At 66.4% G+C, this 11647-nt stretch carries 10 protein-coding genes; 6 read left to right on the forward strand and 4 right to left on the reverse strand.

All coding sequences use genetic code 11. The features are described from left to right. Window positions 1–57 precede the first annotated feature (57 nt). The gene (locus HQ308_RS17625) at window positions 58–2718 is read right to left on the reverse strand and encodes a bifunctional 3-(3-hydroxy-phenyl)propionate/3-hydroxycinnamic acid hydroxylase (RefSeq protein ID WP_222647362.1); all 2661 of its coding nucleotides are present in this window, start codon (window positions 2716–2718) and stop codon (window positions 58–60) included. Window positions 2719–2852: 134 nt separating this feature from the next. Here HQ308_RS17625 and HQ308_RS17630 point away from each other — a divergent pair, with 134 nt between their 5' ends. Then, window positions 2853–3500: a TetR/AcrR family transcriptional regulator gene (locus HQ308_RS17630; RefSeq protein WP_222628326.1), complete on the forward strand. Its 648-nt coding sequence runs from the start codon at window positions 2853–2855 to the stop codon at window positions 3498–3500. Window positions 3501–3522: 22 nt separating this feature from the next. Here the strand turns inward: HQ308_RS17630 and HQ308_RS17635 are convergent, their stop codons facing one another. Next, window positions 3523–4461: a dioxygenase gene (locus HQ308_RS17635; RefSeq protein WP_222628323.1), complete on the reverse strand. Its 939-nt coding sequence runs from the start codon at window positions 4459–4461 to the stop codon at window positions 3523–3525. Next, the gene (locus HQ308_RS17640) at window positions 4458–5528 is read right to left on the reverse strand and encodes a maleylacetate reductase (RefSeq protein WP_261776278.1); all 1071 of its coding nucleotides are present in this window, start codon (window positions 5526–5528) and stop codon (window positions 4458–4460) included. The genes HQ308_RS17635 and HQ308_RS17640 overlap by 4 nt, the downstream gene beginning before the upstream one ends. A 204-nt stretch (window positions 5529–5732) precedes the next feature. On the opposite strand from HQ308_RS17640, the gene HQ308_RS17645 reads away from it, so the two are divergent. After that, window positions 5733–7328: an IclR family transcriptional regulator gene (locus tag HQ308_RS17645; protein WP_222647364.1), complete on the forward strand. Its 1596-nt coding sequence runs from the start codon at window positions 5733–5735 to the stop codon at window positions 7326–7328. Here HQ308_RS17645 and HQ308_RS17650 read toward each other — a convergent pair. After that, window positions 7297–7722 carry a MarR family winged helix-turn-helix transcriptional regulator gene (locus HQ308_RS17650; protein ID WP_222647365.1) on the reverse strand — a complete coding sequence of 142 codons (426 nt, stop codon included), beginning with the start codon at window positions 7720–7722 and terminating at the stop codon, window positions 7297–7299. The two genes, HQ308_RS17645 and HQ308_RS17650, sit on opposite strands and share 32 nt — an antisense overlap. 105 nt (window positions 7723–7827) lie before the next feature. On the opposite strand from HQ308_RS17650, the gene HQ308_RS17655 reads away from it, so the two are divergent. Genes HQ308_RS17655 through HQ308_RS17670 form a run of 4 tightly spaced genes read left to right on the forward strand, consistent with a single transcriptional unit; the run spans window position 7828 to window position 11645 of the window. Beyond that, window positions 7828–8736 carry an SDR family NAD(P)-dependent oxidoreductase gene (locus tag HQ308_RS17655; protein WP_222647366.1) on the forward strand — a complete coding sequence of 303 codons (909 nt, stop codon included), beginning with the start codon at window positions 7828–7830 and terminating at the stop codon, window positions 8734–8736. Further along, the gene (gene couO / locus HQ308_RS17660; RefSeq protein WP_222647367.1) at window positions 8733–9638 is read left to right on the forward strand and encodes a 4-hydroxyphenyl-beta-ketoacyl-CoA hydrolase; all 906 of its coding nucleotides are present in this window, start codon (window positions 8733–8735) and stop codon (window positions 9636–9638) included. The genes HQ308_RS17655 and couO overlap by 4 nt, the downstream gene beginning before the upstream one ends. Next, the gene (locus tag HQ308_RS17665) at window positions 9635–10096 is read left to right on the forward strand and encodes a MaoC family dehydratase (RefSeq protein ID WP_222628304.1); all 462 of its coding nucleotides are present in this window, start codon (window positions 9635–9637) and stop codon (window positions 10094–10096) included. The genes couO and HQ308_RS17665 overlap by 4 nt, the downstream gene beginning before the upstream one ends. Before the next feature lie 28 nt (window positions 10097–10124). After that, complete coding sequence (locus HQ308_RS17670) at window positions 10125–11645, forward strand: long-chain fatty acid--CoA ligase (RefSeq protein ID WP_222647368.1); 1521 nt, start codon at window positions 10125–10127, stop codon at window positions 11643–11645. Window positions 11646–11647 lie beyond the last annotated feature (2 nt).

Below are 11647 nucleotides of genomic sequence, written 5' to 3' on the forward strand. Positions count from 1 at the left end.
ACGTACCCGGCTCCCGTCGACGTACCCGGCTCTCGTCGACAGCGGACACGTCGTCGCTCATCCGGCGGGTCGGTCGACCCGAGCGGCGAGTGTGTCGGCGAACCAGTCCGCGATCACGGCGTTGCGTTCCGCGGCATGGTTGTACAGCGTGTGTTCCCCGTCTGCCCAGTGCAGGTACGTCGTGGTGGCGGGAAGGGCGGCTCGTCGGTAGATCGCGGGATTGCTGTCGTCGACGAGCGGGTCGGTGTCACCGTGCAGGATGAGGGTCGGAACAGTGATGCCGCTCCGCTCCGGGTCGAAGCGCAAGGAATGGAGTACGGCGTCGATGCGCGTCCGGTCCGCGCTTCCCATGACCGCAGCGAAAGCGCCGAGCGCGGCGGCGGGAGCGCCCGGAGGCAGTGACGGAGCTGCAGGCGAACCGTTGATGCCCACCGCGTCGACTCGCTGATCGACGGCGGCGAGATGGGCCGCGAACAGCCCACCGAAACTGTTGCCCTGGATCCCGATCGGTCCGTTCAAGCGCTGATCGGCGACAACGACGTCGATGAACCGTGAGAATCCCGCGGTCACGTTCTCGTCCAGCACGAGGTCGTGTTCGAGCAAGGGGAGACCCTGCCCGGGTCCTTCCGCGAGAACGCAGGCCAGACCGCGGTCGGTCAGCGCGCGGGCCATGCCGAGAAATGCTGCGCCCCAACCGTTCAGACCGCCCCAGACGATGACCGTCGCATGTGGAGCACGTGACGCCGGCAGGAGCAGCCATCCGCTCAACTCGCCGTCGAGATAGGGAACGTGGAGCCGCTCGACGGCGGACTCGCTCACTGCTGCAGCGGACGTGAGATCAGCGACGTGGCGCTGATAGAGCCGGCGCTTTCTCGCATCGGTGACCGGAACCGCCATCTGAGCGACGTACACGGCGGCCGCTGCCGCGGTGTATGCAGCGTGTGCGGTCAGGAGGTGTCCGCTCTCCTCGGCGACGCGGCCCTGTTCGCGGCGGCGATCGGCACACTCCGACGCCACGTCCGACCACTGCCGACCCAGGGCCGTCGCATCGAGCAGGTCGCGTGCGTCCGAGGAGTCCATCCCGTAGTCGGTGAGTCGGGTGTACGGGATCTCGCGGTGCAGGGCAGCGGCCGGGCCCTCGACGTCCGACTCGCCGATGTCGGTGATCCGGAGTGCGTGGGCGAGATCGTCGATGAGGTCACCGACACCGTCCGCATCGGGCGTCGTGCCGAACAGCACGAAGTCCGGACGCGTGACGTAGCCGAAGACGTCGAGGTCGTCGAGATAGGACTCGTACACCCCGTCCACGTCATCGATGTCGGCCAGCACCACGGTTTCGACACCGATGAGATTCAGCAGCGCCAGCCGGTGTCGGTCGAGTGCCACGACGTCGCGGACGACCAGCGCGAACCCGGCTCCGACGACGTCGTCGAATCGGCCCACTCGGCCGAACCGGCGGATGCGTCCCTGAGGGACCAGAGTCCCGACGCGGGGGAGCGCGGTGCCCTCGGGCCCTGTGCGGATCACTCCCGATGTCAGTGGGGGTGGACCCAGCGGCGGCGGGGACACTTCTCCGGACAACATCGCCCTGTCTCGTTCCGCTGCCTTGTCCACATCATGCATGTTGGCGATGGCCCCCAACATGATCGAACCGTGCGTCAGAGCGGTCACGTGTGGACGACGCTCCAGTTCGTAGGTCTCGAGGAGGTCCGTCGACGCCCGACCCGACAACACCAGATCCAACTTCCACGTCAGGTTCACGGCGTCGCGGATACCGCCGCACGCGCCCTGTCCGAGATACGGCGGCATCGTGTGTGCGGCATCGCCGGCCAGGAAGACTCTGCCCACCTTCCAGTCGTCGGCGATGCGGGACTCGAACGTGTAGACGATCTGGCGGATGAAGCGGACGTCGTCGGGGCCGAGTCCGTGATGCTCCTTCAGCAGACTCCATGCCCGGTTCGGGTCGAGAAAATCCTCGGTGCTCTCGCGGTCCATCAGGGCGAATTCGAACCTTTGCCGCGAACTTCCGATCTGCATGAACATGTGTCCGCGGGCCGGGTCGCAATATTGCCGGGTTCCGGCGAATTCGGGGTCGGGTGGATTCACCCACTCGACGTCGACGTTGAGCCACCGTTCGTTGAACCCGAAATCGACGCGCGAGACGTCGAGGGCAGATCTGACCTCGCTCCGCCCACCGTCCGCCGCGATGACGTACTTCGCTCTGATCTCGCGAATCTGGTCGCTTCGGCTGCGACGCAACGGATCCCACTCCGCAATCATCAGAGTCACGCCGTCCTCGTCCTGCGTCAGTCCGCTGAACGCCCATCCGCGGAGGAACTCGACCGACGCCGACGAGCGGACGCGCTCGTCGATGGCATCCTCGATGTCGGGTTGGTAGACGGAGTAGTCGGCGTCGAAACCCATGGGTCGGTGCCCGTCGATCCGAGCGTCGAGAAGAACATCTCCGCGACCGTTGACCCAGGTGTACGAGGCCGGAATCGAATCACGCAGAGCGCGATCGACATCGGCGACGGATTGCACTGCTCGTGCGGTCTCGCCGTCGATGTGGGTGATCCTCGGCTTGCCGTACAGATTCGGCCACCGCTCCACCACCGCCACGCGATGGCCGAGGCGGCCCAGGTTGGCCGCGGCTACCAGACCGGTGGGGCCGTAACCGACAATGGCCACGTCGAAGACGTCACTGCTCGGATTGTTCATGGCTGCTCCTGTTCGGCGCTGCGCAGTGCGGTCGACTGCACGTGAGGGCGGGTGGTGACGGGTGTCACAATGAATGTGAACGTGACTGTACATTTGCATATGGAGAGGGTCAAGGGTGGCATTACAGTGACGAGATGACCGCTGTCCCGCCCGTCGCCGTTCAGGCACGAAGCCGTCGTACGCAGGAACTGATAGCAGAGGCGGCGTACGCGCTCCTGATGGAGGGCGGAGTGGATGCATTGACCATGCCGGCGTTGGCCGTTCGCGCGGGTGTGTCGGTCGGAAGTGTGTACCGGCGGTTCGGCGACAAGGATCGGCTACTGGCAGCCGTGCAGGAGGGTTTCGCGCAGACTCTTCGGCGAGAGGTCGAACTCGGATACGACCACGGACCGACTCCGGCCGACGATGCGCAACCCGAGCAGGTGATCGCCTTCGCCGTGGGCGCAGCAGTCGATGCCGTCATGAGCCGGCCGCGCGTACTGAAGGTTTTCCTACATCTCGGTGTAGCCAGCCCCGCGGTCCATGACGTGGGCCTGCGTGCGGTCGATCAGACGGGCGTTCGTTTCGCGCGAGTGCTGGACGGTGTCCCCGTGTCGCATCCGGACCGTGCCGCCGCCATCGATTTCGTCTTCCATCTGATCGACGCGGAACTGTCCTATCGACTGTTGCACACGGCCGACGATGACATCGACACCCTCGACTGGAGCGACCTCCGGCATCGACTCACGGATGTCGTGATCGGTTATCTCCTGTCCCCGGCCACGGCGTCCACGCGTTCGTGACAGGGGCCGCCGGTAGTCGGCGTCACGATCGAAGATCGCCACTGTCCGTGCGTCCGGGGGCGAGGACGATGTCGAAGCGCACACGCGACCAGGTGGTGTCCGCGAGGTCTCGGCCGTCGGGAGTCGCTGTGCCGACGGGTTGTTCGACGAAGTCCTTGACCAGAGAGTCCTTGACGCCGAACACGGTGTCGTGGCGGAGAAGGTCGTCGCCGCTGACGAAGATGTGGGTGACCAGCGTCCGGAGCTCGGGAGCGCTCACCATGAAGTGCAGGTGTGAGGCGCGCATCGGGGAGCGGCCGGTCGCGGCGAGCATGCGTCCCACCGGTCCGTCGTGCGGAATGGGATAGGGGGTGGGAGTCAGGGCCCAGAATCGGTAGGCGCCGTCGGAGTCGCTGTAGAGGTGGGCGCGTGCGGAGACGCGGTCGTCGTCGTACTGGACGTCGTAGAAGCCGTCCTCGTCTGCTTCCCACACTTCGATGCGTGCGTTCGGTACGGGATGCCCGTCGGTGTCGCGGACGGTGCCTTCGACCCAGCACGGCTGTCCGGCGGCGCCGCCGGCGAGATCGCCGCCGTTGTCGATGCGCGGCGCGTCCTCGACGAAGAACGGCCCGAACACCGTTGCCTCGGTGGCGTCGCCGTGGGCGACGTTGTTGACGTTGATGGTCTGCATCGAGGCCCCGAGTACGTCGGAGAGCAGGATGAATTCCTGGCGGCGGTCGTCGGTGATGTGGCCGACCTCGGTGAGGAACTCGATGGCGGTGTTCCATTCGTCCTCGGTCAGGCGTACGTCGCGGACGAAGGCGTGCAGGTGAGTCACCAGTGACTGCATCACCGTTCTCAGTCGCGGGTCGGCGCAGCCGTCGAACGAGCGGAGGACGGTGGCTGTCAACGTCTGCTCCACCGTGTCCTGCGCCGTGGTGGCCTGCTCGGGGGTGACGACGGGCGTGCCCTGATCGGTCATGACTGCTCTCGCTCATCTGTACTCGGTGACGGTGTGGTGGTCGGTCGGTCGCCCGCCAAGGAAGCTCGCAACAGTGATGCGACATTCTCGGCGGTGATCGGTCGAGGGTTGCCGTAGGAGCGGCTCGTGACTTCGTCGGCGATGAGGTCGATGTCCGCCTCGGCCATACCCAACTCGCGCAGTGAGCTCGGTGCACCGAGCTCACGCGAGAGCCACCACAACCGATCCGCGGGGGCGCCGTCACCCGGCAGTGCACGCGAGAGTGCGGCGACGGCCGCGGGTGCGTAGGGAGAATTGAACGCGAGGACGTGCGGGAGCACCACGGTGTGCGTGGGCGCGTGGGGCAGGTTCAGCGTGCCGCCGAGGGCGTGGCAGAGCTTGTGGTGCAACGACATCGTCGTCGCGCCGAGGGTCGCCCCGCACAGCCACGCGCCGTAGAGCGCGTCGCTGCGCGCCTCCCGGTCGCCGGGTTCGGCTGCGATCGCGGGCAGCGCGGACGCGAGTGCTCGAACACCTTCTTCGGCGAGCAGGGAGATGATGGGGCTTGCATCGGGGGCGTAGAGCGCCTCCACGGCGTGCGCCATCGCATTGATGCCACTGGTCACCGAAATCCCCACCGGCAGGGACACGGTGAGATCGGGGTCGTAGACGACGCTGCGAGGCAACACCTTCGGGTCCCGTCCGGTCTCCTTCCGTCCGTCGGTGGTCAGACCCCACACCGGGGTCATCTCCGATCCCGCGTAGGTGGTGGGGACCGCGACGATGGGAAGGCCGTGCTCGAGCGCGATGATCTTGCCCAGGCCGATGGCGGACCCGCCACCGACGGTGACGCATCCGTCCGCCCCCAGGTCGACCGCCGCGGCGCCGGCGCGCTCGGCGACGTCCGCCGGGACATGCATCACCGCGTCCGCGCGCACTCCGACGCATCGGTCTCCGAGCACGCCGGCGACGAGTTCCGCGGTGTCCTCCCGGCCGGGTGAACAGAGCACCAATACCCGATCCAGTCCGATCTGCCCGAGTTCCTCGGGCAGTGACGCCAGCGCGCCCGAACCGAAACGCACCCGCATCGGGTTGGCGTCGTACACGAAGTCACGAATCACGATGTCGATCTCCCTGCCCCTCTGGTATCCCGAAGGTGGTCCGACCCGTCCGGTGACGTCAGGTCGGTCCTCATCATCGGACATTTACTATCACCCTGTGAACACCATGTCCATTCAGTAAAATCATTGCTGCGGACATAGTCGCGCCGTAACAGAGAGGACGAGCACCGAGTGAACGCCATTGCGTTGGTCGCCAAGGCCGGGCAGATCGTCGACGAGGTGAGCAGACTCGGGCCGTCGACATCCGCGGAACTCGCTCTGGCAGTTGCCGAGCCACGCCCGACCGTGCATCGCATCGTGGTCGCCCTCGAGCAACTCGAGGTGATGCGGCCGACCGGTGACGGTCGCGTCGAACTCGGTTCCGCGATGGTGCGGTGGGGCGATGCGGCCGTGGAAGCGTTCGTCGACCGAGCAGAACTGCGAACACGACTGCACTGGGTCCGCGAGCGCCTGGGGATGAGCGTGTACTTCTGCGTACGGCACGACGACGGCGTGTTGTGCCTCGATCTGGTCGACGGAGCGAGCGTGGACATGCGCGAGTTGGCCCCCGGGCGGATCCTGCCCCGTCATGCCGGTGCCGCGTCGCGCGCGCTTCTCGCGTCCGACACGCAGGAAGCGGTCGACGCCGTTCTCGCGGGATCGCTGGACCGCGTCGCCTCCGGGACCCCGGTGACCGCCGAGGAGGTACGGACCCGACTCGACCGGACCGTGGCCCGCGGATGGAGCGTCGACGACAACGAGATCGTCGAGGGCGTGGCGTCCGTGGCCGTGTGTGTGCGGCGCAGCGACGGCACCGCCGCGGGCGTCATCTCGGTCGCCGGACTACGAGCCGACGTGCTCGCACAGGAGGAGGCAGCCGGTCGGGTGCTCACGGTCGCGGCCGAGGCGCTCGCAGTCATCATGGATCGGCCCCCGTCGATCGGCCCGCGTCCCGGCGCCGTGTTCCACCGGCCCGGCACATCGACCGGGACCCGCGCTCCGGCACTGATCGTCAAGGCCGGCGCCCTGATGGACGCGCTCGCGGACGAGCGGATCGTCACCTCGGCCCGGCTCGCCGACGTGATCGACGAACCGGTCAGCTCGGTCTACCGCATGCTCGCCACACTCTCCGGCCTCGGGTGGGTGGAGCAGATCGGTCACCGCGGCGGCTACCGCGTCGGGAGACGTGTGCTGTCGCTGGCCGGCGAATTCGCTCGGCGACTCGATATCCGACGGGCAGCAGTGCCCGTGCTGCAGGAGATCCACCGGGCCACCGGTGAGACCACCTTCCTGTGTATCCGGCACGGCAACCGAGCGGTGTGCATCGAACGGATCGACGGCATCCGGGTCAACAGTCGAGTTCTGCGTCTGGGGCGGTCATTGCCCCTGCACGTCGGTGCCGCCCCCCGGGCGCTGCTGGCCTTCGAGGACCGGGAGAACTGGGAAAAGTACGCCTCCGTCGAGCTCGACGACGTGGGTTCCCGGACGGCCCTCGTCGCGCAACTGGAGGAGATCCGGGCACACGGTGTCGCGCTGAGCGACAACACCGTCACACCCGGCATCGCTGCGATCGGCGCCCCGATCTTCGACCACCGCGGCGAGGTCGCCGCGTCGCTGTCCCTGAGCGGACTGCGCGAGGGTGTGCTCGCCGACCGTGGCGACGGGCTCTCGGCGACCGACCTGGTGGTCCGGGGAGCCGCGGAACTCTCCCGTCATCTGGGCTTCGACGTCGCGCGTCGATCGAGCACCGGACGGGTCACGGGACCAGCGACTGGAGAACCCGTCTGAGTCGTCGAACAGCGTTGTCGTCGAGCGAATTCAGGATCTTCGCCTGTACCGCGCCGAGAGCGTGCTGAGCGTCGGCGCACAGCGTCCGGCCTTCTGTCGTCGCGCTGATCCGTTTGTGTCGGCGATCGTCGGGGTCGACGGTTCGGGAGATCAGGCCGCGGTCCTCGAGGTCGTCCACCAGGGCGACTATCTGACTCGGATCCAGGCCGAGTTTCTCGGCGATCCGTCGTTGGCCGATGCCGTCCTCACCCTCGCATGCGAGCGCCAGGACGGAATACGAACGAACGCGGAGATCGAAGGGCGCCAACGCTGTGGTGGCGGCCTGTGTCATCGAGGTCCCCGCGCGGGTCAACAGGAACCCGATGTCGTCGGACAGGGGCGAGGTGTCGATCATGTGATCCCTCCTTCTCCGCTCCGGAGCGATCGTAGCGAATATTAATCGTTGACAATGTCAATGATTGATGTTTATGTCATGTCGGATCACGAGAAGGAGACTGATATGGGGCTCGACAACACGGTGGCCGTCGTCACCGGCAGCGGCCAGGGACTGGGTCTGGCCTACGCGAAGGACCTTGCGCGCCACGGGGCGGCAGTCGTGGTCAACGACATCGACCGAACGACCGCTGAGGCCGCCGTCTCGTCGATCCGCGAGGCGGGTGGACGGGCGGTGGCCGTGGTCGCACCGGTCGGCAGCGCTGACACCGCCGACGAACTCGTCGCCACCGCCGTCGACAACTTCGGTCGACTCGACGTCATGGTCACCAACGCAGGCATCCTTCGCGACAAGGTTCTGTGGAAGATGACCGACGACGACTTCGACTCGGTGGTGAACGTCCATCTGCGCGGGACGTTCACCTGCGCGCGTGCAGCCGCTGTCCACTTCCGAGCACAGGGGGACGGTGGACGGATCGTGTGCATCGGCTCACCGGCGGGCCAGCGCGGAAATTTCGGGCAGACGAACTACTCCGCGTCCAAAGCGGGGATCGTCGGCATGGTTCGAACGTGGGCGATGGAGCTGAAGCGTGCCGGGGTGACCGTGAACGCGGTGTGCCCGGTCGCGGCGACGTCGATGACCGAGAGTGTTCCGTTCCTGCAGGGGTACATCGACGCCATGCGTCACGGTGAGGAGCTTCCGCCGTTCGCGCGTCGCGAGCTCGGTTTCGGCACTCCCATCGACGCCGCGGGCATCGTCTCGTTCCTCGCGAGCGACGCGGGTGCAGAGATCACGGGGCAGGCCTTCGCTGTTGGTGGCGACCGACTCGCGGTGTGGACTCATCCGGACATGACCGCCACGTCCTACCACGACGGCGGCTGGGCAGCGGAGGACATCGCGGCTGCCTGGGCATCGACGTTCGCCGGCAGCCTGCAGTCGGTCGGGGAGAACATCCCGACCGAGCCGACGTCATGAGTGCGAAGTACGAATGCGCCGTCGACGTCGATGCCATCGTCGCGCTCGACGTGCACACCCACGTGGAGGTCGACGGGTGTGGACACCGATCGCTCGACGACGACCTGATGGCGGCGTCGGAGAAGTACTTCGGGTCCGGCGCGGACCGCACCCCGAGTATCGACGCGATCGCCGACCATTACCGCGCCCGCAACATGGCCGCCGTGGTGTTCACCGTCGATGCCGAGGCAGCCACCGGACATTCGCCGAACTCGGTCGAGGAGATCGCCGAGGGTGCAGCCCGCCACAACGACGTCCTGATTCCCTTCGGATCCGTCGATCCGTGGAAGGGTGCTGCGGCGGTTCGCCGCGTCCACCGGCTCGTCGACGAGTTCGGTGTGCGCGGATTCAAGTTCCACCCGAGCCTGCAGGGATTCGAGCCGAACGACAGACGGTTCTACCCGCTCTACGAGGCCATCACCGAAGCCGGCGTGCCGGCGTTGTTCCATACCGGTCAGACCGGCATCGGTGCCGGCCTGCCCGGTGGGCACGGCATCAAGTTGCGGTACTCGGACCCGATGCTGCTGGACGACGTCGCCGCGGACTTCCCCGACCTGACGGTGATCATGGCGCACCCGGCGGTTCCGTGGGCCGACGCCCAGATCTCCATTGCCACCCACAAGTCCAATGTGTACATCGATCTGTCGGGTTGGTCTCCGAAATACTTCCCACCACAGCTCGTGCGGGCCGCGAATTCGATGCTCCGGCGCAAGGTGTTGTTCGGTTCCGATTTCCCGGTGTTGACACCGAATCGGTGGATGAAGGACTTCGCGCAGCTCGACATCCGGGACGACGTTCGTCCTCTCGTACTCAAGACCAATGCACTGGCCGCCCTGGGCCTGTCGTCGAAGGAGACCTCATGACCACGCGAATCGCGACTCTGGCCGAGCTGAAGAGTCTGGTGGGCACCGAGCTGGGCACCAGCTCGTGGATCGATGTACCGCAACAGCGGATCGATACCTTCGCCGACGCCACGGACGATCACCAGTGGATCCACGTGGATCCTGTCCGCGCGGCGGCCGAAAGTCCCTTCGGTGGTCCGGTGGCGCACGGTTACCTGACGCTGTCTTTGATCATCCCCATGTGGGAGGAGCTTCTCGTCGTCGGTGACGTCACCACGAAGATCAACTACGGGCTGAACAAGGTTCGGTTCGTCAGTCCGGTGCCGGCCGGCGGTCGTGTGCGCCTGGCTGCCGTCGTGACGGCATACGACGAGCTCGCCGAGAACGGCGCCCAGGTCACGATTGCCGCAACCATCGAGTTGGAGGGAAGCCGGCGTCCCGCGGTGGTCGCCGAGGCCGTCCACCGCATGTTCGCCTGACAGACCGAGAACGAGAGAACGGATCGAGATGCGTGATCACGGTGTGGGATCGTGGATTCGTCGGCGAGTCAGGCAGAGCCCCGGTGCCTCGGCGATCGAGTTCAGGGGCAGAACACTGAGTTACGACGAAGTCGACGACCGTACGGTGCGCCTCGCTCACGTTCTGCGAGGGCTGGGTGTGCGACGCGGCGACCGGGTCGGGATCCTGTCGAGCAATCACCCTGCATACCTCGAGTTGCTGTTCTCCTGTGGAGTTCTCGGTGCCGTGTTCGTACCTCTGAACGCACGACTGACGGCTCCGGAAGTCGCGTTCGCTGTGGAGGACTCGGGCCTCTCGGTGTTGGTGCATTCGGCGGAACTCGGTGACATCGCCGCTACCGCCGTCGGAGTGTCCGGCGTGCGGCGCATCGTGCTGGACGACGAGTACGACACGCTCGTCGCGGGTGCCGACTCCGGGCGCATCGACGAGGCTGTGGGGGGAGCGGATCCGTGCTTCATCATGTACACATCCGGCACCACGGGTAGGCCCAAGGGCGTCGTGATGTCGCACGACAACGTACTGTTCGCCGTGCTGAACGCAATCCTCGATCTGGATCTGTGCAGCGACGAGGTCGCACTGGTGTGTGCGCCGCTGTTTCACACGGCGGCCCTCGACATGGTCGCTCTTCCCATCCTGTTCAAGGGCGGCGTCGTCATCGTCGAGGAGGGTTTCGACGCCGGTCGAGTACTCGACATCGTCGAATCACGTTCTGTGACCTACACGTTTGGTGTACCGACGATTCTCGACTCGCTCGTGGCCCACAGCCGCTGGGCCGAGACCGACCTGACATCGCTGCGCAGAATCGTCGTCGCGGCGGCGCCTGTACCACCCCGCACGCTGCGCGCGTACGCCGAGCGTGGCGTCACCATGTGCCAGGGCTACGGCTTGACCGAGAGTGGACCCGGAGCCACGATCCTGGCCTCGGTGGACGCCGAACGGAAGGTCGGCACTGCCGGGGTACCGCACACCTTCACCGATGTCAGGATCGTCGACGGAATGTCGAATCCGGTGCCCGCGGGTGAGCGTGGGGAGATCCAGATCCAGGGACCGAACGTCATGACGGAGTATTGGGGGCGACCCGATGCGACGGCGGAGGTTTTCGACGACGGGTGGCTTCGCACAGGCGATATCGGGATCGCCGACGCGGAGGGCTTCATCACGATCGTCGATCGGCTCAAGGACATGATCATCTCCGGCGGCGAGAACATCTACCCGGCCGAGATCGAAGCCGCTTTGCTCGACCTCCCCGGAGTCGAGAGTTGCGCGGTGTTCGGCGTACCGGACCCGCGATGGGGCGAGTCGGCCGTGGCAGCGGTCACCTTCACCGACGGCGCCGAGATGACGATCGGCTCGCTCGCCGACGCACTCGGTGGTCGGATCGCCAGGTACAAGCTGCCCAAGCGGTACGTGCTCGTGGACGACATCCCGCGGAACCCGACCGGCAAGATCCGCAAAGATCTACTCCGCGAACGTTACTCGGAGAGCGACGCGGGTGCGGCAGCCGAGTGAGC

It is taken from the genome of Rhodococcus sp. BP-241, from assembly GCF_019836145.1.
Lineage (GTDB): Bacteria > Actinomycetota > Actinomycetes > Mycobacteriales > Mycobacteriaceae > Rhodococcoides.

Excerpts from the sequence above, each read along its gene's own strand:
- HQ308_RS17655 (WP_222647366.1), top strand. The coding sequence starts at position 7,828 with ATGGGGCTCGACAACACGGTGGCCGTCGTCACCGGCAGCGGCCAGGGA.
- HQ308_RS17635 (WP_222628323.1), bottom strand. The coding sequence starts at position 4,461 with ATGACCGATCAGGGCACGCCCGTCGTCACCCCCGAGCAGGCCACCACG.
- HQ308_RS17625 (WP_222647362.1), bottom strand. The coding sequence starts at position 2,718 with ATGAACAATCCGAGCAGTGACGTCTTCGACGTGGCCATTGTCGGTTAC.
- HQ308_RS17665 (WP_222628304.1), top strand. The coding sequence starts at position 9,635 with ATGACCACGCGAATCGCGACTCTGGCCGAGCTGAAGAGTCTGGTGGGC.
- HQ308_RS17670 (WP_222647368.1), top strand. The coding sequence starts at position 10,125 with ATGCGTGATCACGGTGTGGGATCGTGGATTCGTCGGCGAGTCAGGCAG.
- couO (WP_222647367.1), top strand. The coding sequence starts at position 8,733 with ATGAGTGCGAAGTACGAATGCGCCGTCGACGTCGATGCCATCGTCGCG.
- HQ308_RS17640 (WP_261776278.1), bottom strand. The coding sequence starts at position 5,528 with ATGCGGGTGCGTTTCGGTTCGGGCGCGCTGGCGTCACTGCCCGAGGAA.
- HQ308_RS17630 (WP_222628326.1), top strand. The coding sequence starts at position 2,853 with ATGACCGCTGTCCCGCCCGTCGCCGTTCAGGCACGAAGCCGTCGTACG.
- HQ308_RS17650 (WP_222647365.1), bottom strand. The coding sequence starts at position 7,722 with ATGATCGACACCTCGCCCCTGTCCGACGACATCGGGTTCCTGTTGACC.